Here is a 20382-nt window from a genome sequence, read left to right as displayed (position 1 = left end):
GTCGCCCTACGGGACACAAGGCGGGAACTGTGCGCAGGCGCGACGAGGGGAGCGGTACGTGGGGACGACTCTGGTGCAGTACGAGGAGCCGGCCGCGGCGCCCGCCGACGCCCCCGCGCCGGAAACCGCCCCGGCCTCCGGACTCGGGCCGCGCCGCACCCGGTTGGTGTTCTGCGGGCTGATGCTCGCCCTGCTGCTGGCCGCCCTTGACCAGATGATCGTCGCCACCGCGCTCCCGAGGATCGTCGGCGAGCTGCACGGCCTGGACCGGATGTCCTGGGCGATCACCGCCTACCTGCTCACCTCCACCATCGGTCTCCCGGTCTACGGCAAGCTCGGCGACCTCATCGGCCGCAAGAGCGTCTTCCAGTTCGCGATCCTGGTCTTCGCCGTCGGCTCCGCGCTGGCCGGACGGGCGCAGAGCATGGACCAGCTGATCGCCTTCCGCGCGGTGCAGGGCGTCGGCGCCGGCGGGCTGATGATCGGTGTCCAGGCGATCATCGCCGACATCGTGCCGCCCCGGCAGCGCGGCCGCTTCATGGGTCTGATCGGCGCCGCCTTCGGCCTCGCCTCCGTCGCCGGACCGCTGCTCGGCGGCTACTTCACCGACCACCTCTCCTGGCGCTGGTGCTTCTACATCAACGTGCCCTTCGGGCTGGTCACCCTGGCCGTCGTCACGGCCGTACTGAAGCTGCCCAGGCCCCGGGTCCGGGCCCGCTTCGACGTCCTGGGCACCCTCCTGCTGGCCGCCGCCTCCACCTGCCTGGTGCTGCTGACCAGTTGGGGCGGCACGGAGTACGAGTGGGGATCGCGTGTCATCCTCGGGCTCGGCGCCGGTGCCGTGGTCGCCACCGTGCTGTTCCTGTTCGCCGAGCGCCACGCGGCCGAACCCCTCATCCCGCTGCGGCTGTTCCGGGACACCGTTTTCAACGTGACCGGACTCGTCGGACTGGTCGTCGGCGTGGCGCTGTTCGGCGCCGCCAGCTACCTGCCGACCTTCCTGCAGATGGTCGACGGCGCCTCGGCCACCGAGTCCGGGCTGCTGATGCTGCCCATGATGGGCGGGATCGTCGGCGCCTCGATCGTCGCCGGCCAGCTCATCAGCCACACCGGGCACTACCGGATCTACCCGGTGCTCGGCGGGGCGCTGTCCGTGCTCGGCATGTGGCTCCTCTCCCGGCTCGAAGTCGACACCCCGCGCTGGCAGTACAGCATCTGGATGGCCGTGCTCGGCGCCGGCATCGGCATGGTGATGCCGGTGCTCATCCTCGCCGTGCAGAACTCCGTACCGCCCGCCGACCTGGGCACCGCCACCAGCGCCAACAACTACTTCCGGCAGATCGGCGGCAGCGTCGGCGCCGCCGTCTTCGGCACCCTGTTCGCCGACCGGCTCACCGACGCCCTGCACCAGCGTCTGCCCGCCCACGCCGGCGCCCGGCTGCCCGACCCCGAGTCCCTCACCCCGCAGCTCGTGCACGCACTGCCCCCGGCGCTGCGTGACGCCTACATCCGCGCCTACGCCGACGCGATGCCCCGGATCTTCCTCTACCTGGTCCCGGTGCTCGCCCTCGGCCTGCTCATCGCCTGCTTCCTCAAGGAGAAACCGCTGGTGTCCCACCACACCGCCGAAACCGAGTCCATCCCCGTGAACGCCCCGATCCCGCAAGCGCGTTCGCCGTACACCGGCGCCGGGATCCCGGTCTGCGGCACGGTGCAGCACCCGGACGGGACCGTGGTGCCCCGCGCCGCCCTCACCCTCATCGACGCCGTCGGCCGGCAGATCGGCCGGGGCGCCAGCGGCGACGACGGGCGGTACGCCCTGTCCACGCCCGGCTCCGGGGCGTACGTCCTGATCGCCGCCGCCGGCGGCCACCAGCCGCAGGCGGTCACCGTGACCGTCGGCGAACGGCCCGTCGAACTCGACGTCGTCCTCGGTGGCGCCGGACGCCTCGCGGGCACCGTCCGCACCGCCGACGGCACGCCCGTCCGCGACGCCACCGTCACGCTCACCAACGTGCAGGGCGAGGTCGTCGCCAGCACCCGCAGCGGACGCGAGGGCGGCTACGTCATCACCGAGCTGGTGGCCGGCGAGTACACCCTCGCCGGCAGCGCGCCCGCCTTCCGTCCGGCCGCCCTCCCGGTCACCGTCCAGGCCTCCCGGGAGACCCGGCAGGACGTCGAACTCGCCGGCGGCGCCGTGCTGAAGGGCACCGTCCGGGCCGGGGGCGGCCGACCCGTCGAGGACGCGCGCGTGACCCTGCTCGACGCCGCCGGGAACGTCGTGGACACCCTCACCACCGGTCCCGACGGAACGTTCCGGTTCGTCGACCTGTCCTCCGGCGAGTACACCGTCATCGCCGCCGGTTACCCGCCGGTCGCCACCGTGCTCCAGGTCGCGGGCGGCGGCCGCACCGAACGCGATCTCCAACTGGGGCACGAGGACTGACCGAACGGGGCGCGAGGGCGCGGACCTGCGCGCCGGTGCGCTCCGGTGAAACCAATTCCCGGATTGCCACACATCGCAACCGACGGCCACCGTACGGTAGTGGCGGGCGGCACAGATCTTTCGCGGAGCCGTGGGGAGAGAGGGCCTGGCCATGGACCATGGCAGCGAGCGGGACACGCCTCCCAGCCTCGGTGCTGGGGAGGGCGCGCCAGGCCGTATCCCGCTGGCCGTGGTCGTCGTCGGCCGTGACGGGCGGGTCTCCCACTGGAGCACCGGCGCGCGCCGCCTGTTCGGCGCCGCCAGGGAACAGGCGATCGGCCATTCCGTCCTCGACCTGCTGCCGGTCTCCGGAGCGCTCCCCGAGGACGACGAGATCACCCCGTACGGCGCCTACGCGGCCTACGACGGCCTCGGCCCCGACCTGGAGTCCTCCCTCGACGGACGGCTGAACTTCCCCGCCGCGGGCCGCGCCCGGCTCACCGTGCCGGACCGCGACCGCGTCGACGTGCTGTGGTGGGCGTATCCCCTGGTCGGCCCCGGCGAGGAGCGGCTGCTGGTGCTCGCCGCCGACGCCGAGCGGCTGCGCCGGTCCGAGGGCGCCGAGGACGTGGCCTTCGAGCGCATCGCACCCGGATTCGCCCTGCACACCGACTTCCCCGGCGCCGAGGAACTCGCCCGCCGGCTCCCCGAGATCCTGCCCAGCATGAGCGTCGACGAGAGCGCCCGGATCGTCGCCCAGGTGCTCGAACTCGGCTATCCCATCCTGGAGTTCAGCCAGAACGACCGGGTCCCCGTCACCCCCGACTGGGGCGTCGCGCGGCGCACCGAACGCAAGGTCCGCCGGGAGCGCGCCGCACGGGCGGCCGCCCAGGGCCTGCCCGTGCCCGCCGACCTCACCGACGAGGAGGGCGAGGACCTGGAGTACGCGGCCGTCCGCGAGCGCCTCGAATTCCTCAACGAGGTCAGCGGGAGGATCGGCACCTCGCTCGACCTGTCCCGGACCATCGTCGAGGTCAGCAGGGCCGTCGTACCCCGCTTCACCGATGTCGCCGGCACCTATCTGCGCGAACAGGTCGTCGCCGGCGAGGGGTTCCCGGACGGCGTGCCCGACACCACCACCATGTGGCACCGGGTCGCCCTGGAGCACACCGACGAACCCGGCCGCTGGGACGACGTCGTCCCGGTCGGCGAGGCCATGCCGTTCCCCGCGCACACCCCGTTCTTCCAGTGCATGACCAGCGGCGAGCCGGTCCTGGTGCCGCGCATCAGTGTGGAGATGGGCCACGCCATCGCCTCGCAGTTCGAGAAGCGGGACATCCGGCCCCTGATCACCGGCCGCTCGATGCTGGTCGTCCCCCTCAAGGCCCGCCAGGTCGTGCTCGGCTTCATGATCCTGCTGCGCCACCCCGAGCGCGAGATGTTCAACGACATGGACCGCGTCACCGGCGCCGAACTCGCCGCCCGCGCGGGCCTCGTGCTCGACAACGCACGCATGTACACCTTCCAGGAGAGCGTCGCCGAGACCCTCCAGGACAGCATGCTGCCGAACATACCGCCGCGCATGGCGGGCTGCGACATCGCCACCCGGTATCTGCCGGGCACCCTGCTCGGACGCGTCGGCGGCGACTGGTTCGACTCCGTGAAACTCCCCGGCGCCCGCACCGCCCTCGTCGTCGGCGACGTCATGGGCCACGGCCTCAACTCGGCCGCGATGATGGGCCAGTTGCGGACGGCCGTCCAGACCATGGCGGCCCTGGACCTGCCGCCGGCCCAACTCCTGCGCAACCTCGACGACCTGGCCCAGCGCCTCGGCGACGGCTACCTCGCCACCTGCCTCTACGCCGTCTACGACCCGATCGAGAGCGAACTCCACCTCGCCAACGCGGGCCACATTCCGCCCGTGCTGGTCCGTGCCGTCGACGGCCGCAGCGAACTCCTCGATCTCCCCACCGGGGCGCCCATCGGCGTCGGCGGGGTCGCCTTCGAGTCGCTGCGGGTGCGCGTGGACCCCGGCGACCGGCTGGTGATGTGCACCGACGGACTCGTCGAGATGCGCGGCGAGGACATCGGCGTCGGCCTCGCCACCCTCTGCGAGTCCGCCGCCCACCCGGCCGCCTCCATGGACGACGCCTGCGACACCATCATCCGCGCCCTCAACGTCCGAGGCGGCCGCAAGGACGACGTCGCCCTCCTCATGGCCCGCCTCAACGGCATCGAACCGGAGGACGTCGCCGAATGGCGGCTCGCCCTCGACCCCGCCGAGGTGCGCCGCGCCCGCGCCGCCGTCCGCGAACAGCTCCACGAGTGGGGCCTGGCCCGGCTCGCCGACGCCACCGAGCTGATGGTCAGCGAACTCGTCACCAACGCGCTACGGCATTCCCACAGCCGTCCGGTCCAGCTCCGGCTGATCCGCGGCGAAACCCTGCTGTGCGAGGTCGATGACGACGACCACGCCCTGCCGACCCTGCTCAGCGCGGAACCCGGCGCCGCCGCCGGACGCGGACTGCGGGTGGTCAGCACGCTGGCCCGGGAGTGGGGTACCAGCCGCACGGCCGCCGGTAAGACCGTCTGGTTCGAGCTGACCTCACGGCGCCGCTGACTTGGGGCCGGTCGTTTGGATCAGGTCGCAGGACCGCAGCGGGGCATTTCGGCGCAGGTGAGCGGGGTCGGGTGCGTGTGGCTGCAAGGCGCAGGAGGGAGTCGACGCGGAGCGCCGGCGAGTGACGACAACGCGGCAGACGTGCGTGCCACACCCCGTGTCCGCGGCGTGAACCAAACGAGAGGCCCCAAGGGCGCACGTTCGTCGAAAGTCGGGTGAAGGAACGCGCCGGACGCTTGTGGCCGAAACCGGCGCAGGGTAAACCGTACTGGCCCGTCACATACGGCGGCCTTCTGCGGTCACACCCTGGGGAGTTGGGCATGAGCGTGACGAGTCGATACCGGGACGCCTGGGAGGGCTTCTGGCGCGAGGCGCCCGACGAGACGGGGGCGGTGTTCTGGGACGCGGAGCCGGGCGTGACCGCCTCGGTCCATGTCCCCCTCTTCGAGCCCCATCTCACCGACCCCGGTCTGCCGCTGGTCGACCTCGGCTGCGGCAACGGCACCCAGACCCGCTTCCTCACCGGCCGCTTCCCGCGGGTGCTGGGCACCGACATCGCCGAGGCCGCCCTGGAACACGCCCGGCACGCCGATCCGGCCGGACTGGCCCGCTACCGGCAGCTGGACGCGGTCGAGAAGACCGAGGCCGAGGCCCTGCACGCCGAACTCGGCGACGCCAACGTCTATATGCGGGGCGTGCTGCACCAGTGCGAACCCGACGACCGGCAGCCGTTGATCGACACCGTCGCCACCCTCGTCGGCGATCGTGGCCGGGCCTTCCTCGTCGAGCTCTCCCAGGCCGCCGGCCCCATCCTCGGCGGCCTCGCCCAGAGCCCGGCGGGCCCGCCGCCCAAGCTCGCCCCGGTCTTCCGGCACGGCATCGCCCCCGGCGAGGTCGCCGACGACGCGGTACCCGAGTACCTGCGCAACGCCGGCCTCACGGTTCTCGCCAGCGGCCAACTTCCCTTGACGACGACGGAGTTCACCCCGGACGGCGAGCGGATCGTGCTGCCGTCGAAGTGGCTGGTGGCCGGCCGCGCGAACTGACCACCACGGACAGCCCGAGTCCGACCCCTCGGCGTGGCGTGGCCGAGGGGTCGGACCGCTGTGCCGGGCCGATCGGGTGCGCCCGCGGCCACGGCAGCAGGCCGCCTGCTGGGCATGGTGTCGGCCGGGGGCGGAGGGTCGTGCCGGGTGGGCGGGTGCGTTCGCGGTCATGGCGGTAGGCCGCCTGGGGGGGCATGGTGTCGGCCGGGGGCGGAGGGTCGTGCCGGGCCGGGCGGGTGCGTTCGCGGTCATGGCGGTAGGCCGCCTGGGGGGCATGGCGTCGGCCGGGGGGGCGGAGGGCTGTGCCGGGCCGGGCGGGTGCGCTCGCGGTCATGGCGGTAGGCCGCCTGGGGGGCATGGCGTCGGCCGGGGGGCGGAGGGCTGTGCCGGGCCGGGCGGGTGCGGCGGAGGACGGCGGTTTGCTTCCTGGCCGGTGGCCGCGCGGGCGCGTAACGTGGCGCACCATGAAGATCCTCATCAGCGCCGACATGGAGGGCGCCACCGGGGTGACCTGGCCCGGCGACGTACTGCCCGGAACGCCGCAGTGGGAGCGGTGCCGGTCGATGTTCACCTCGGACGTCAACGCCGCCGTCCTCGGCTTCCTCGACGGCGGTGCCGACGAGGTCCTCATCAACGAGGCCCACTGGAGCATGCGCAACCTGCTCCTGGAGCAGCTCGACGAACGCGCCGAGATGATCACCGGCCGCCACAAGGCCCTCTCCATGGTCGAGGGCGTCCAGCACGGCGACGTCGACGGCATCGCCTTCGTCGGCTACCACACCGGCGCCGGCATGGAGGGCGTCCTCGCCCACACCTACCTCGCCAACTCCCTCACGGGCGTCTGGCTCAACGGCGTCCGCGCCAGCGAGGGCCTGCTCAACGCGCACGTCGTCGCCGAGTACGGGGTCCCGGTCGTCCTCGTCACCGGCGACGACCTGGCCTGCGAGGACGCCCTCGGCTATGCCCCCGAGGCCCTCAAGGTCGCCGTCAAGGACCACGTGTCCAGGTATGCGGCCAAGTGCCGCACGCCCGCCAGGACCGCCGCGGACATCCGCGCCGCCGCCAAGGGCGCGGCCGGGCTCGCGGTGCGCCACGCACCCGTGACCGGCGGGCCGTTCACCGTCGCCCTGGAGTTCGACGCCGAGCACCTCGCCCTCTCCGCCACCGTCGTCCCTGGCGTGGAACGGACCGGCGAGCGGAAGGTGGCGTACACCGAGGGGACCATGTACGACGGCATCCGCACCTTCAAGGCGGTCACCACGATCGTCTCGGCCGCCGTGGAGGAGCAGTATGGCTGACGAGCAGGCGCTGGACGAGGTGGTCAGGTTCACCTCCGAGCTGATCCGGATCGACACCAGCAACTTCGGCGGCGGCGACTGCCGGGAGCGGCCCGCCGCCGAGTACGCGGCCGAGCAGCTGGCGGGAGCGGGTCTGGAGCCGATCCTCCTGGAGCGGACGGAGGGCCGCACCAACGTCGTCGCCCGGATCGAGGGGTCGGACGTGACGGCGGACGCGCTCCTTGTCCACGGCCACCTCGACGTGGTGCCCGCGCAGGCCGCCGACTGGAGCGTCGCCCCCTTCTCCGGGGAGATCCGCGACGGGGTCGTGTGGGGCCGGGGCGCCGTCGACATGAAGAACATGGACGCGATGATCCTGGCCGTGGTGCGGGCCTGGGCCCGGGAGGGGGTACGACCGCGCCGGGACATCGTCCTCGCGTTCACCGCCGACGAGGAGGCCAGCGCCGAGGACGGCTCGGGCTTCCTCGCCGACCAGCACCCCGAGCTGTTCGAGGGCTGCACCGAGGGGGTCAGCGAGTCGGGCGCCTTCACCTTCCACGACGGCACCGGACGGCAGCTCTACCCCATCGCGGCGGGCGAGCGCGGCACCGGCTGGCTGAAGCTCACCGCGCGCGGCCGGGCCGGACACGGCTCCAAGGTCAACAAGGAGAACGCGGTCACCCGGCTCGCCGCCGCCGTCACCCGCATCGGCGAGCACACCTGGCCGCTCCGCCTCACCCCGACGGTCACCGCCGCCCTCACCGAACTCGCCGCCCTCTACGGCATCGAGCCCGACCTCACCGAGGTCGACCTGCTCCTCGACAAGCTCGGGCCGGCCGCCAAGCTGGTCGAGGCCACCGTCCGCAACAGCGCCAACCCGACCATGGTGAACGCCGGTTACAAGGTCAACGTCATTCCCGGCGAGGCCGTCGCCTTCGTCGACGGACGCCATCTGCACGGCACCGAGGACGAGTTCCGCGCCACCCTGGACCGGCTCACCGGGCCCGACGTCGATTGGGAGTTCCACCACCGCGAGGTCGCCCTCCAGGCGCCGCTCGACTCACCGACGTACGCCCGGATGCGCGCCGCCGTCGAGGAGTTCGCGCCGGAGGGGCATGTGGTGCCGTACTGCATGTCGGGCGGCACCGACGCCAAGCAGTTCTCCCGGCTCGGCATCACCGGCTACGGTTTCACACCGCTCCGGCTGCCCGAGGGCTACGACTACCAGGCCATGTTCCACGGCGTCGACGAACGCGTCCCCGTCGAGGCCCTGCACTTCGGCGTCCGGGTCCTGGACCGCTTCCTGCGCACGGCATAGGAGACATCGTGGAGACGAAGCCTTACGGCTCCTGGCCCTCGCCCATCGACGCGGCCCTGGCCGCCGCGCACGACGGCAGCCCCGACTGGGTGGGCTTCGTCGGCGACGAGACCTGGTGGACCGAACCCCGCCCGCGGGAGGGCGGACGCCGGACCCTGGTGCGGGGCAGCACCCGGGAGTCCGTGCTGCCCGCGCCGTGGAACGTCCGCAGCCGGGTCATCGAGTACGGCGGACAGCCCTGGGCCGGTGCCGTGCCCGCCGCCGGCGGCGAACCGCTGCTGGTCTTCGTCCACTTCGACGACCAGCGGCTGTACCGGTACGAGCCGGGCACCGAGCCCCGCCCGCTGACCCCGCCCGGACTCCGCTGGGCGGAACCGCGGTTGCTGCTCGAACGGGGTGAGGTCTGGTGTGTCCTCGAGGAGTTCACCGGGGACGGCCCCGGCGACGTGCGGCGGGTGCTCGCCGCGGTGCCGCTGGACGGCTCGGCCGCCGCGGACCGGGCCGCCGTACGCGAACTCGCCGACGACCGGCACCGGTTCGTGACCGGGCCGCGTCTCTCACACGACGGACGGCGGGCCGCCTGGCTCGCCTGGGACCATCCGCGGATGCCGTGGGACGGCACGGAGCTGCTGGTCGGCGAGGTCGGTGACGACGGCGTGCTGCACGGGGTCCGCACGGTCGCGGGCGGCCCCGAGGAGTCCATCGCCCAGGTCGAATGGTCGAAGGACGACCGCCTCCTGTACGCGAGCGACCGCAGCGGCTGGTGGAACCTCTACCGCGACGGCACCCCTCTGTGCCCGCGCGAGGAGGAGTTCGCCGGGCCGCTCTGGAGGCTCGGCCAGCGCTGGTTCGCGCCGCTGGACAACGGGCTGATCGCCGTCGTCCACGGCCGGGGGTCCACCGCACTCGGGGTACTCGACCCGGAGTCCGGTGAACTCGTCGACGCCGCCGGACACTGGACCGAATGCGCGCCCACCCTCGCGGCGCACGGCACCCGCGTCGTCGGGGTCGGCGCCGGCCCGCGCACCGCGGGTGAGGTGATCGAACTCGACACCGCGAGCGGCCGCGCCCGGGTCGTCGGCACCCCCCACCGCGACCCGGTCGACCCCGCCTACTACCCCGAGCCGCGGGTGCGCACCTTCACCGGCCCGGACGGCCGCGAGGTGCACGCCCACATCTACCCGCCCCACCACCCCGGCCACACCGCCCCCGACGGCGAGCTGCCGCCGTACGTCGTCTGGGCACACGGCGGCCCCACCAGCAGGGCGCCCCTCGTCCTCGACCTGGCGATCGGCTACTTCACGTCCCGGGGCATCGGGGTCGCCGAGGTCAACTACGGCGGCTCCACCGGGTACGGGCGGGAGTACCGCAACCGGCTGCGCGAACAGTGGGGCGTGGTCGACGTCGAGGACTGCGCGGCCGTTGCCCTCGCCCTCGCCGAGGAGGGCACCGCCGACCGCGCCCGGCTCGCGATCCGGGGCGGCAGCGCGGGTGGCTGGACCGCCGCCGCCTCGCTGACCGGCACCGACGTCTACGCCTGCGGCACCATCGCCTACCCCGTCCTCGATCTCACCACCTGGGGCACGGGGGAGACCCACGACTTCGAGTCCCAGTACCTGGAGTCACTGATCGGACCGCTGGCCGAGGTGCCCGAGCGATATGCGGAACGCTCGCCCAGCGCGCACGCCGTCCGGCTCGCCGCGCCCTTCCTGCTGCTCCAGGGCCTGGACGACGTGATCTGCCCGCCCGCGCAGTGCGAACGCTTCCTCGCCAGCCTCGACGGACGGCGCGTGCCGCACGCCTACCTCACCTTCGCGGGCGAGGGCCACGGCTTCCGCCGTGCCGAGACCATGGTTCGCGCCCTGGAGGCCGAACTCGCCCTGTACGCCCAGGTGTTCGGGCTGAACGTGCCCGGCATCCCCGAGTTGGAGCTGGTGAAGTGACAGAGCTGGTACGACCGTCGAGGCTCGCCCCCGGAGCACGGGTCGCCGTGGTGGCGCCGAGCGGGCCGGTGGTGGAGGAGCGGCTCCAAGCGGGCCTCGACATCCTGCGGGGCTGGGATCTCGACCCGGTGGTGGCACCCCATGTGCTCGCCGAGGACGGGGAGTTGGGCTATCTCGCGGGCTCCGACGCGGACCGGGCCGCCGACCTCCAGCGGGCCTGGTGCGACCCGTCGGTGTCCGCCGTGCTCTGCGCGCGCGGCGGCTACGGCGCCCAGCGTCTGGTCGACCTGCTCGACTGGGAGGCGATGCGCGCGGCCGGCTCGAAGGCGTTCGTCGGCTTCAGCGACGCGACCGTGCTGCACGAGGCGTTCGCGACCCGGCTCGGCCTCGCCACCCTGTACGGGCCGGTGGCCGCCGGCGCCGACTTCGTCAAGAGCACCGAGGCACAGGAACACCTGCGGGCCACCCTGTTCGCCCCGGAGACGGTCCGCACGATCACCGGCCGGGGCAGTGCGCTGGTGCCCGGCCGGGCCCGGGGCGTCACGGTCGGCGGCTGCCTGCGCCTGCTGGCGACCGGCATCGGCACCCCGCATACCCACCCCGGCGCGCGAGGCGGGCTGCTCCTGCTGGAAGACGTGGGCGAGCAGCCGTACAGCCTCGACCGGAGCATCACACAACTGCTGCGGTCCGGCTGGCTCGACGGGGTCGCCGGGGTCCTGCTCGGGTCCTGGGACCGATGCGGGCCGTACGAGGGCGTGCGGGCGGTTCTCGCCGACCGGCTCGGCGGACTCGGGGTACCGGTGATGGGGGAGTTCGGCTTCGGGCACTGCGAGTCGGCCCTGACGATCCCGCTCGGCGTCGCGGCGGAGCTGGACGCCGACGCGGGCACGCTCACGCTGCTGGAACCCGCGCTGCGCTGAGACCGTACGGCCGGCCGCGCTCGCCCGTGCGGGGCGGGGGCGCGGGGCCGATTTCCTGCAACGCCGTGGCCCGCTTTGCGTAGGGTGGTCGGATGCCGCACACCACTTCCCGCTATCTCGCCGAGGGCCCTCGCGTGGGCATCCGCCACTTCAGCTACGAGGACGGCGCCGAGTTCATCGCCCGGGCCCGGGAGAGCAAGGACCTCCACCAGCCCTGGCTGTTCCCGCCCACCACGGACGCGGCCTACGTCGGCTACGCGGGCCGGCTGATCGAGGACCGCAGCAAGGCCGGGTTCCTGGTCTGCGAGAAGGACGGCGGAGAGCACGGCGGGGCGATCGCCGGGTTCATCAACATCAACAACATCGTCGAGGGCGGCTTCCAGTGCGGTGCCCTCGGGTACGGGGTGTTCGCGCACGCCGCCGGGCGCGGGCTGATGCGGGAGGCGATGGGGCTGGTCGTGGACTACGCCTTCGGGCCGATGCGGCTGCACCGGCTGGAGATCAACGCCCAGCCCGGCAACGCCGCGTCCATCGCGCTCGCACGCGGCGCCGGGTTCCGCCTCGAGGGCTTCTCGCCGAACATGATCTACATCGACGGGGCCTGGCGGGACCACGAGCGGTGGGCGATCACGGCGGAGATGCGCTGATCCCGGGGACGAGCCCGGCCTTTGCGCAATCCTGACCGGCAGCTCCCCTGGTCAGCTCATCCCGCGCCGGGTTCCATGGCGATCGTGACGAGGATCCGACGTGAGGTACTGACCCTGCCCGCGGCGGAGCTGGGTCCGGACAACCCGCTGCCCCCGCTCCGACCCCTTGACGAGATTCACCGCGTCGACGAGCGCGACCGGGACGAGCTGCCCGCCGACATGGCCCGGCAGCTCGGCTACGAGCCGCTCCGCCGACGCCTTCGTCGACCTGTGCCGCGAGCTCCCCCACTGCCCGAACGGCGTGGGAGGTACCCCCACCGACGACGGTGCGGCCTGGACGGCGGCCGCCGCCGCGCTGGGCCGCGAGGCCCTCGAAGCGCTGCTGCGGGTACGGCGGGTCGCCGACGCCCGTTCCGTCTGGGAGGCGCTGCCGCCGGCCACCCGGGAGCGCGGCCGGTTCCGGCTCCTGGCGGCCGAGTTGCTGCTCGCCGAGGGGCGTCGGGAAGCGGCCCGGGCCGTGTTCGACGACGGCTTCGAGGTCGCCGACCTGCGGGAAGGGGCCGATGCCGTCGGCGAGTTGTGGGCGCGGCTCGGTGACGAGCCGCTGCCCGGTCGGTACGACTTCCGGATGCGGCCGCGGAACCCCTGATCAGGCCGGGTGCTGATCGACGTACTCGAACACCGAGCCGTCCGGGTGCATCGCGAGCAGGTTGCGGCCGGCGGGGGTGGGCACCGGTCCCGCGAGGATGTGGGCGCCGAGGTCGTTCAGCAACCGGTGGGCCGCGTCGACGTCCTGCACGGCGATCGTCGCGGTCACCTTGCGCAGCACCTCCAGCTCCGCCTCCGGGCCGCTCATCAGAAGGAAGGAGCCGACCGCGGCGACCTGGACGCCCCCGCGTTCGAAACGGAGGGCTCTGCCGCCGGAGAGGCGTTCGTAGAACGGGATCGCGGTTTCGAGGTCGTCGACGCAGATGCGCAGGGAGGCGCCCAGAATCTCCATGCGACGAGCCTAGTTGTCCCCGGACGGGAAGACGCCACCTCCGGTGATCTCCTGTTACGGCTGTCCGCGTCCGGGTACCCGGGCCGCATGGCACATCGGGATCATCTCGAACATCTGGACAAGGACCTCGTCGACGAACTGGCGCAGGTCGCACGCGAGACCGTACGGGATGAGCTGCGCGAGCAGGCACGGAAACGGCGACGGGCCGCCCTGCTGTACGGCGCCTCCGGTGCGGTCGCCCTGTACGCCGGGGCGGCGGTGGCGGCGGCCGTGGGCCTGGCGCTGGCGACCGTGCTGCCGGGGTGGGCCGCGGCGCTGGTCACCGCGGTGATCCTGGGTGGGGTCGCCGGTCTGCTGCGGGAGGCCGGCCGGCCCGGCAGGTCGCACGCTCCCCATCGGGTGGTCGGCGGGACGGCGCCCGCGGGGCCGCCCGGCGGGCCGGGGCTGGCCTATCCGCCCATGCCGTCGGAGCCACCGGTCCCGCCCATCACCCCGGTCACGCCCCTGACGCCCGACGCCGGCCAGGAGCCGCCGTACCATCGCGCCTGAGGCGGACCCCGCCGTGCCGTCGGCCGCCCGTGCGGGTGCGGCCGGTCGCGCGGTTCCGTGTTCCCCGGGCGGGGCGGCTTCGGCGGGCGGCGTTTGGCCGGTCCGCCTACGGTTACGTGGGAAGCCTCGGAACCCTGACGCATGCCCGGAGGCGCACCGTGAGTCGTCGACCCCGGACCGTGACCGTCGGCGCCGGTTTCGCCGGGTGTCGCGCGGCCCTCACCCTTGCGCGGCCGGCCCGGCACCGTGCCGACGCCACTCCGCCCGCCCCATCGACCACCTTTCCGTGTCCGCCCTCGTCGAGCCCCGCACCACCCTGGCCGGGGCCGCTGGACACGGCCTCGCCGGCAACCGCCTGAAGGCCCCCGGAAACGCTACGGACACTCCCTCCGAAGGAGTCTCATGAACACCGCCGAACTCGTCGAACTCGCCCAGCAGCTGCGCGTGGACAGCGTGCGGGCGGCGGCCGCGGCCGAGTCCGGGCACCCGACCTCGTCGATGTCCGCCGCCGATGTGATGGCCGTCCTGCTCGCCCGTCATCTGCGCTACGACTTCGACCGGCCCGCCCACCCCGGCAACGACCGTCTCGTCCTCTCCAAGGGCCACGCCTCGCCCCTGCTGTACGCCGCCTACAAGGCGGCCGGCGCCATCGACGAGGCCGAACTGCTCACCTTCCGCAGGCTCGGCTCTTATCTGGAAGGACACCCCACCCCGCGCCGGCTGCCGTGGGTCGAGACCGCCACCGGCTCCCTCGGCCAGGGCCTGCCGGTCGGCGTCGGCATCGCGCTGTCCGGGAAGCGGCTGGAGCACGGCCAGTACCGGACCTGGGTGCTGTGCGGGGACAGCGAGCTGGCCGAGGGCTCCGTGTGGGAGGCCGCCGAACAGGCCGGGTACGAGCATCTCGACAACCTCACCGCGATCGTCGACGTCAACCGGCTCGGCCAGCGCGGCCCCACCCGGCACGGCCACGACCTGGGCGCCTACGCCCGCCGTTTCCAGGCCTTCGGCTGGCACACCGTGCAGATCGACGGCCATGACGTGGACGCCGTCGACCGCGCCTGCGCCGAGGCCGCGGCCACCGTGGGACAGCCCACCGTGATCCTCGCCCGCACCCGCAAGGGGCGGGGCGTCGCCGCCGTCGAGGATCGCGAGGGCATGCACGGCAAGCCGCTGCCGGACCCCGAAGAGGCCGTCGCCGAACTGGGCGGCGTCCGGGACCTCCACGTCCATGTGCAGGAGCCTCCGGCGGCCCGTGCCCTGCACTCCGTGCCCACCGGCGCACTCGAACTCCCGCGCTACGACAAGGGGGACGATGTCCCCACGCGTGACGCCTTCGGCAAGGCGCTGGTCGCGCTCGGCACCGCCCGCGCCGACATCGTCGCGCTGGACGGCGAGGTCGGCGACTCCACCCGCACCGAGCTCTTCGGCAAGGAACACCCCGACCGCTACTTCGAGTTCTACATCGCGGAACAGCAACTCGTCGCGGGTGCCGTCGGGATGGCCACGCGCGGCTGGGTGCCGTACGCCGTCACCTTCGCCGCCTTCCTCAGCCGGGCCCACGACTTCCTCCGCATGGCCTCGATCAGCGGCAGCGGGATCAACCTGGTCGGCTCGCACGCCGGTGTCGCGATCGGGCAGGACGGGCCCTCCCAGATGGGCCTGGAGGACCTGGCGATGTTCCGCTCCCTGTACGGCTCGACCGTGCTGTACCCCTGCGACGCCAACCAGACCGCCAAGCTCGTCGCGGCCATGGCCGGCCTGGACGGCATCCGCTATCTGCGCACCTCGCGCGGTGCGAGCCCGGTGATCTACGGGCCGGACGAGGAGTTCCCGGTGGGCGGCAGCAAGGTGCTGCGCTCCTCCGACGCGGACCGGCTCACCGTGGTCGCCGCCGGCGTCACCCTGCACGAGGCGCTGAAGGCCGCCGACGCGCTCGCCGAGGACGGCATCCGGATCCGGGTGGTCGACCTGTACTCCGTCAAGCCCGTCGACCGGGGGACCCTGCACCGGGCCGCCGAGGAGACCGGTTGCCTGGTCACCGTCGAGGACCATCATGAGGAGGGTGGGCTCGGCGACGCGGTCGCCGAGGCGTTCGCCGACGGCCGCCCGGTACCGCGCCTGGTGCGGCTCGCCGTGCGGACCATGCCGGGCTCGGCCGCACCCGACCAGCAGCTGCACGCCGCGGGCATCGACGCCGAGGCGATCGCGGCGGCCGGCCGCCTGCTGGTCGAGGAGGCGATCGTGCGATGACCGGCGGCGCCGAGGCGCTGGTGGCGCCGGCGGCCCGACGCGGACCACGACAGGAGGAGGGACCATGACCGGACAGGCCGGACTCCGGTACGTGTACGCCGTCTGCCGCCCCTTCGAGGCGGCCCTGCAGTCCCAGCTCACCGGCGTGGCCGGCGCCCCGCCCGGGCTGCTCAGGCACCACGGCCTGGTCGCCGTCGTCAGTACGGTCCCGGAGGGTGACTTCGCCGAGGCGCCCCTGCGGGACCATCTGGCCGACCGGGACTGGCTGGCCGCGACCGCCCGCGCCCATCAGGGCGTGGTCGACGCGCTCACCACGGTCACCACCCCGCTGCCGCTGCGGCCGGGCACGGTCTTCCGGGACGACAGCGGCGTACGGACCATGATGGAGGCCTGCGAGGCCGACTTCCGGTACGCCCTCGACCGGCTCGAGGGCAGGGTCGAGTGGGGCGTCACTCTCTACGCCGACCCCGGCCCGTCCGAGACGGATCCGGCGGCCGCCGGGGAATTCGCCCGCGCCCTGCACGTGCGGCTTTCCCGGTGCGCCGAGGATTTCCGGCTGCACCCTCCGGAGAACGCGGAGAACGCGGAGAACGCCGAGAACGCTGAGCCGGCCGGAGTTCCGGGGAAGAATCTGCTCAAGGCCGCCTACCTGGTGGCGCGCGCGCAGTGCGAGGAATTCGTGGAAATGGTGGACCGTACGAAGGACGAGGCGCCCGGAATACGCGTGGAACTCAGCGGCCCGTGGGCGGCCTACTCGTTCTACTCGTTCAGCGGCGACCTCGCCCGGCACGAGCGCCACGATCCGCCGGGCCTCTCCGCACAGTCCGGCTCCGGGACCGCGACAGGCAGCGGCCCGAGGTCCTGAATCCGGACCTCGGGCCGCTGGGGCCGCTGTTGCCGCGCGGGTGAATCGGCCACCGGAGGTGGCCTCACCACCGGTACCAGCGGCCCCTGCCGCCGGTGCCGGTCGTGCCGCGTACCAGGAATCCGAGAAGCCACAGCACGAGCACGACGAGCGCGACCCACCAGAGCAGTTTCACCGCGAATCCGGCACCGAAAAGTATCAGCACCAGAAGCAGTACCAGCAGAATGGGAACCATAGTCCGACCTCCTGGCGATCCGTGTTTCCCGAATTCCGCGGATCAGACTCACTTACGGCAGAGAATCTCTCCGTGCAGGACGGCGAACCAGCCGTCGTCCTGTGCCGCCCACTCCCGCCAGGCCTCGGCGATCGCCCGCAGTTCCGCGGTGGTCGCGTGACCCCCCTCCGTGGCCCGCTCGGCATACGACGAGGCGACCGTGCGGTCCGCCCACAGCCCGCCCCACCACGCCCGCTCCTCGGCCGTGCTGTACGTCCAGGTGCCGGAGGTGGCGGTGATGTCGGTCAGTCCCGCGTCGAGCGCCCAGGACTTCAGCCGCCGCCCGGCGTCCGGCTCGCCCCCGTTGGCCCTGGCCACCCGCCGGTACAGCTCCAGCCAGTCGTCCAGGCCCGGCACCGCCGGATACCAGGTCATCGCCGCGTAGTCCGAGTCCCGTACGGCGATGAAGCCGCCGGGCCTGGTGACCCGGCGCATCTCGCGCAGCGCCTGCACCGGGTCGCCCACGTGCTGGAGCACCTGGTGGGCGTGGACCACGCAGAAGGTGTCGTCCGGGTAGTCCAGCGCATGCACGTCGGCGACCGTGAAGTCCACGTTCGTCAGCCCGCGCCCGGCTGCGGTCTCCCGGGCCTGCTCCAGGATGCCCGGCGCGTGGTCGGCGCCGGTGACCCTTCCGTCGGGGACCAGTTCCGCCAGGTCGGCGGTGATGGTGCCGGGGCCGCAGCCGATGTCCAGGATCCTCATGTGGGGCTTCAGCGAACCGAGCAGATAGGCCGCGGAGTTGGCGGCGGTGCGCCAGGTGTGGGAACGCAGCACGGACTCGTGGTGCCCGTGTGTGTAGACGGCGGTCTCCTGCGGTTTCGGCATGGCTCAGCCCCTTCGCTTCACACCAGGCGGACAGGGCCGGACGGCCCCGTCCCGCGGTATCCGCAACGCTACGCCCGCATGCCGAATGATGAGACCCGCGTTTTGCCATGTGGACTGACGCTCCGTCAGTGCTGCCGGTAGACGGTCAGCGCCTGCGGCAGCTTGTCCACCGTCACCTCGCCCTTCACGTCGGTGACTTCACCGTCGTACGCGAGCGGGGTACCGGTCTTGAGGCCGGTGAGACGCAGCCGGCTCACCCGCACCTCCGCGTGCGCGGGGGAGCGGCTCAGCGGGCCCGCGAGGGCGGCGGTGACCAGGCGCAGCGCCGGATGCCTGCCGCCGTGCACCACCCGTACGTCCAGCTGGCCGTCCGCCAGGTCGGTACGGCGGCCCGGTGTCAGGCCCATCCGGTGGTAGACGCAGTTGCCGACGAACAGCAGCCACAACGGGTGGGCTGTGCCGCCGAGTTCGACCTCCAGCGGATGCCGGTCGGTGCGCAGCACGCGCAGTGCCGCGAGCACCTCGGCGGGCCGGCCGCCGATGCGGTGCGCCCAGCGCTCCCGCTCGCGCACCAGCTCCGGATACACACCGAGGCTCAGCGTGTTGAGGAAGACGCCCTCCCGGCCGTCGCAGGCGAAGCGGCCGACGTCCACCCGGACCGCCTCGCCCTCGCGCACCGCACGGCTGAGGCCCCGGCCGTCCTCCACGCTCAGGTCGTAGGCGAAGTGGTTGAGGGTGCCGCCGGGCAGTACCGCGAGCGGCAGGCCGTGCCGCAGGGCGATCCGGGCGGCCGCGTTCACGGTGCCGTCGCCGCCGCACACCCCGAGCGCCCGCGCCCGCAGCGCCGCCTTCTCCAACTCGGCCTGCACCTCGGCCGGTTCGCACTCCACCAGTTCGGCCTTCGGCAGCTCGTCGCGCAGCGCCCGGACCCGGTCGGAACTGCCCGAGGCCCGGTTGGCCACCACCACCAGGCCGTCCCCGTCGGGCAGCGCCGGGGCCTCCGCGCGTGGCCGGGGCGGCGGGCCGGTCTGACCACGGGTCGGTACCAGCCGGCGGATCGCGAAGGCGGCGCCCACGCCCAGGGCCGCACCCGCGAGCACATCGCTCGGGAAGTGCACGCCCGTGTAGACCCGGGACATCGCGACGGAGAACGCCACCGGTGCCACCACCGCGCCCCACCCCGGGGACTCCAGGGCGACCCCGGCCGCGAACGCCGCCGCCGACGCGGCATGGCCGGAGGGGAACGAGGTGGTGATCGGCTGCCGCTTCAGATGCCGTACCGCCGGCACCGGGTCCAGGGCCGGCCGGTGCCGGCGCACCGAGCGCTTGCCGAGGGTGTTGATGGTCAGGGAGGCAAGGCTGAGCGAGGCCAGGCCGCGGGCGGCGGCCCGGCGGGCCCGGGGGGTACGGGACGCGGCCACCGCGGCGGCCGCCGCGAACCACAGCACGCCGTGGTTGGCGCTGCGGCTCAGCCGGGGCAGCACCGGTTCGGCGAACGGCCAGTTCCGCTCGGCGGCCACCTCGAACACCCTCAGGTCGAGAGCGAGCAGTCGGTCGCGCAGCGCATGCCGGCCGGGCTTCAGGACGGTCAGGTCAACATCTGGGCTCATGCGGGTCCGGTTACCCTGAAGTGGCCGTTTCGTGCCGGTACCCGGTCCGGTCGAGTGAGAGGAACCTCTGGATGCGCCTGCTCCTCATACGTCATGATCATGGGCAGACCCCGACCAACGTCGACTTCCTGCTCGACACCGGCGTACCGGGCCCCGGTCTGACCGCGCTCGGCGAGCAGCAGGCGGCGGCCCTGCCCGAGGCACTCGCCGACGAGGACATCGAGGCGCTCTACGTCTCCACGCTGACCCGCACCCAGCTCACCGCCGCCCCGCTGGCCGCCGCCCGCGGCCTCGCCCCCATCGTCCGCGACGGCATCCGCGAGGTCTCCGCCGGCGACCTGGAGCTGCTGCCGGGCCACTCCGAGCGCGGCCAGGAGTACATGCGGACCGTGTTCGCCTGGGCGGCCGGGGACACCGCGCTGCGCATGCCCGGCGGGGACACCGGGGACGAGACCCTGGCCCGCTACGACGCGGTGATCGCCGAGGCCGCGGCGAGCGACGCCCGGACGGTCGCGGTGATCAGCCACGGCGCCGCGATCCGCCTGTGGACGGCGGCCCGCGCCGACAACGTCGACGTCCCCTTCGCCGCCGCCCGCCCCCTCGACAACACCGGCGTGGTCGTCCTGGAGGGCTCCCCGGCCGACGGCTGGAAGGCGGTGTCCTGGGAGGGCGCGGTCGTGGAACCGGCGGGGGGAGAGCGGGCCGGCGGGGGAGCCGGTGGAGTCGACGGCCGAGTGAAGGGGGCCGACGTGTCCGGGTGCGGGTGCGTCGTGGTCGCTCGCGCAGTTCCCCGCGCCCCAAAGGGGCGCGGGG

General features: G+C 73.3%; 15 protein-coding genes and 3 pseudogenes. 14 read left to right on the top strand and 4 right to left on the bottom strand.

Going from position 1 to position 20382, the window contains the following annotated elements; all coding sequences use genetic code 11:
- The first annotated feature begins 58 nt into the window (after positions 1-58).
- From AB0N16_RS00090 to AB0N16_RS00050, 9 genes and pseudogenes are all read left to right on the top strand, one after another.
- Positions 59-2446, top strand: a complete 2388-nt coding sequence (locus tag AB0N16_RS00090) for an MFS transporter (RefSeq protein WP_365791388.1) — start codon at positions 59-61, stop codon at positions 2444-2446.
- Positions 2447-2597: 151 nt separating this feature from the next.
- A complete protein-coding gene (locus AB0N16_RS00085; RefSeq protein WP_365791386.1) occupies positions 2598-5045 on the top strand; it encodes a SpoIIE family protein phosphatase in 2448 nt (815 codons plus the stop codon).
- A 320-nt stretch (positions 5046-5365) separates the two neighbouring features.
- Entirely contained in the window at positions 5366-6091 is a 726-nt protein-coding gene (locus AB0N16_RS00080; protein ID WP_365791384.1) for a class I SAM-dependent methyltransferase, read from the top strand.
- A 464-nt stretch (positions 6092-6555) separates the two neighbouring features.
- Positions 6556-7389, top strand: coding sequence for a M55 family metallopeptidase (locus AB0N16_RS00075; protein WP_365791382.1), 834 nt, complete (start codon positions 6556-6558; stop codon positions 7387-7389).
- A complete protein-coding gene (locus tag AB0N16_RS00070) occupies positions 7382-8686 on the top strand; it encodes a M20/M25/M40 family metallo-hydrolase (protein WP_365791380.1) in 1305 nt (434 codons plus the stop codon). Before AB0N16_RS00075 ends, AB0N16_RS00070 begins: the two co-directional genes overlap by 8 nt.
- On the top strand, positions 8683-10629 hold the full coding sequence (locus tag AB0N16_RS00065) for an LpqB family beta-propeller domain-containing protein (RefSeq protein ID WP_365792725.1): 1947 nt from the start codon (positions 8683-8685) through the stop codon (positions 10627-10629). Before AB0N16_RS00070 ends, AB0N16_RS00065 begins: the two co-directional genes overlap by 4 nt.
- Positions 10626-11549, top strand: coding sequence for an LD-carboxypeptidase (locus tag AB0N16_RS00060; RefSeq protein ID WP_365791378.1), 924 nt, complete (start codon positions 10626-10628; stop codon positions 11547-11549). Before AB0N16_RS00065 ends, AB0N16_RS00060 begins: the two co-directional genes overlap by 4 nt.
- Before the next feature lie 92 nt (positions 11550-11641).
- The gene (locus tag AB0N16_RS00055) at positions 11642-12196 is read left to right on the top strand and encodes a GNAT family protein (RefSeq protein WP_365791376.1); all 555 of its coding nucleotides are present in this window, start codon (positions 11642-11644) and stop codon (positions 12194-12196) included.
- Positions 12197-12530: 334 nt separating this feature from the next.
- Positions 12531-12845 (top strand): annotated as a pseudogene (locus AB0N16_RS00050) (DUF5107 domain-containing protein); the annotation flags it as partial.
- Here the strand turns inward: AB0N16_RS00050 and AB0N16_RS00045 are convergent.
- Positions 12846-13196: a VOC family protein gene (locus AB0N16_RS00045; protein WP_365791374.1), complete on the bottom strand. Its 351-nt coding sequence runs from the start codon at positions 13194-13196 to the stop codon at positions 12846-12848.
- A gap of 87 nt (positions 13197-13283) precedes the next feature.
- Between AB0N16_RS00045 and AB0N16_RS00040 the strand changes: the two genes are divergently transcribed.
- The 4 genes and pseudogenes from AB0N16_RS00040 to AB0N16_RS00025 form a co-directional block, all read left to right on the top strand.
- Positions 13284-13745: a phage holin family protein gene (locus tag AB0N16_RS00040; protein WP_365791372.1), complete on the top strand. Its 462-nt coding sequence runs from the start codon at positions 13284-13286 to the stop codon at positions 13743-13745.
- A gap of 402 nt (positions 13746-14147) precedes the next feature.
- Positions 14148-15995: a transketolase gene (locus tag AB0N16_RS00035; RefSeq protein WP_365791370.1), complete on the top strand. Its 1848-nt coding sequence runs from the start codon at positions 14148-14150 to the stop codon at positions 15993-15995.
- 64 nt (positions 15996-16059) lie between these two features.
- Complete coding sequence (locus tag AB0N16_RS00030) at positions 16060-16860, top strand: GvpL/GvpF family gas vesicle protein (RefSeq protein ID WP_365791368.1); 801 nt, start codon at positions 16060-16062, stop codon at positions 16858-16860.
- Positions 16824-16904 (top strand): annotated as a pseudogene (locus tag AB0N16_RS00025) (gas vesicle protein K); the annotation flags it as partial. The gene AB0N16_RS00030 and the pseudogene AB0N16_RS00025, both read left to right, overlap by 37 nt.
- 20 nt (positions 16905-16924) lie before the next feature.
- On the opposite strand, the gene AB0N16_RS00020 reads toward AB0N16_RS00025, so the two are convergent.
- From AB0N16_RS00020 to AB0N16_RS00010, 3 genes are all read right to left on the bottom strand, one after another.
- Complete coding sequence (locus AB0N16_RS00020) at positions 16925-17095, bottom strand: hydrophobic protein (RefSeq protein WP_365791366.1); 171 nt, start codon at positions 17093-17095, stop codon at positions 16925-16927.
- Between the two features lie 48 nt (positions 17096-17143).
- Positions 17144-17959 carry a methyltransferase domain-containing protein gene (locus tag AB0N16_RS00015; RefSeq protein WP_365791364.1) on the bottom strand — a complete coding sequence of 272 codons (816 nt, stop codon included), beginning with the start codon at positions 17957-17959 and terminating at the stop codon, positions 17144-17146.
- A 125-nt stretch (positions 17960-18084) separates the two neighbouring features.
- Complete coding sequence (locus AB0N16_RS00010) at positions 18085-19569, bottom strand: phosphatase PAP2 family protein (RefSeq protein ID WP_365791362.1); 1485 nt, start codon at positions 19567-19569, stop codon at positions 18085-18087.
- A 71-nt stretch (positions 19570-19640) separates the two neighbouring features.
- Here AB0N16_RS00010 and AB0N16_RS00005 point away from each other — a divergent pair.
- Positions 19641-20307, top strand: a pseudogene (locus AB0N16_RS00005) (histidine phosphatase family protein).
- Positions 20308-20382 lie beyond the last annotated feature (75 nt).

Source organism: Streptomyces sp. NPDC051105 (assembly GCF_040682795.1).
Lineage (GTDB): Bacteria > Actinomycetota > Actinomycetes > Streptomycetales > Streptomycetaceae > Streptomyces.
The sequence above is the reverse complement of the archived record's forward strand: the minus strand, read 5'-3'. Positions and strand labels throughout refer to the sequence as shown.

Excerpts from the sequence above, each read along its gene's own strand:
- AB0N16_RS00030 (WP_365791368.1), top strand. The coding sequence starts at position 16,060 with ATGACCGGACAGGCCGGACTCCGGTACGTGTACGCCGTCTGCCGCCCC.
- AB0N16_RS00015 (WP_365791364.1), bottom strand. The coding sequence starts at position 17,959 with ATGCCGAAACCGCAGGAGACCGCCGTCTACACACACGGGCACCACGAG.
- AB0N16_RS00010 (WP_365791362.1), bottom strand. The coding sequence starts at position 19,569 with ATGAGCCCAGATGTTGACCTGACCGTCCTGAAGCCCGGCCGGCATGCG.
- AB0N16_RS00085 (WP_365791386.1), top strand. The coding sequence starts at position 2,598 with ATGGACCATGGCAGCGAGCGGGACACGCCTCCCAGCCTCGGTGCTGGG.
- AB0N16_RS00045 (WP_365791374.1), bottom strand. The coding sequence starts at position 13,196 with ATGGAGATTCTGGGCGCCTCCCTGCGCATCTGCGTCGACGACCTCGAA.
- AB0N16_RS00035 (WP_365791370.1), top strand. The coding sequence starts at position 14,148 with ATGAACACCGCCGAACTCGTCGAACTCGCCCAGCAGCTGCGCGTGGAC.
- AB0N16_RS00020 (WP_365791366.1), bottom strand. The coding sequence starts at position 17,095 with ATGGTTCCCATTCTGCTGGTACTGCTTCTGGTGCTGATACTTTTCGGT.
- AB0N16_RS00070 (WP_365791380.1), top strand. The coding sequence starts at position 7,382 with ATGGCTGACGAGCAGGCGCTGGACGAGGTGGTCAGGTTCACCTCCGAG.
- AB0N16_RS00075 (WP_365791382.1), top strand. The coding sequence starts at position 6,556 with ATGAAGATCCTCATCAGCGCCGACATGGAGGGCGCCACCGGGGTGACC.
- AB0N16_RS00055 (WP_365791376.1), top strand. The coding sequence starts at position 11,642 with ATGCCGCACACCACTTCCCGCTATCTCGCCGAGGGCCCTCGCGTGGGC.
- AB0N16_RS00080 (WP_365791384.1), top strand. The coding sequence starts at position 5,366 with ATGAGCGTGACGAGTCGATACCGGGACGCCTGGGAGGGCTTCTGGCGC.
- AB0N16_RS00040 (WP_365791372.1), top strand. The coding sequence starts at position 13,284 with ATGGCACATCGGGATCATCTCGAACATCTGGACAAGGACCTCGTCGAC.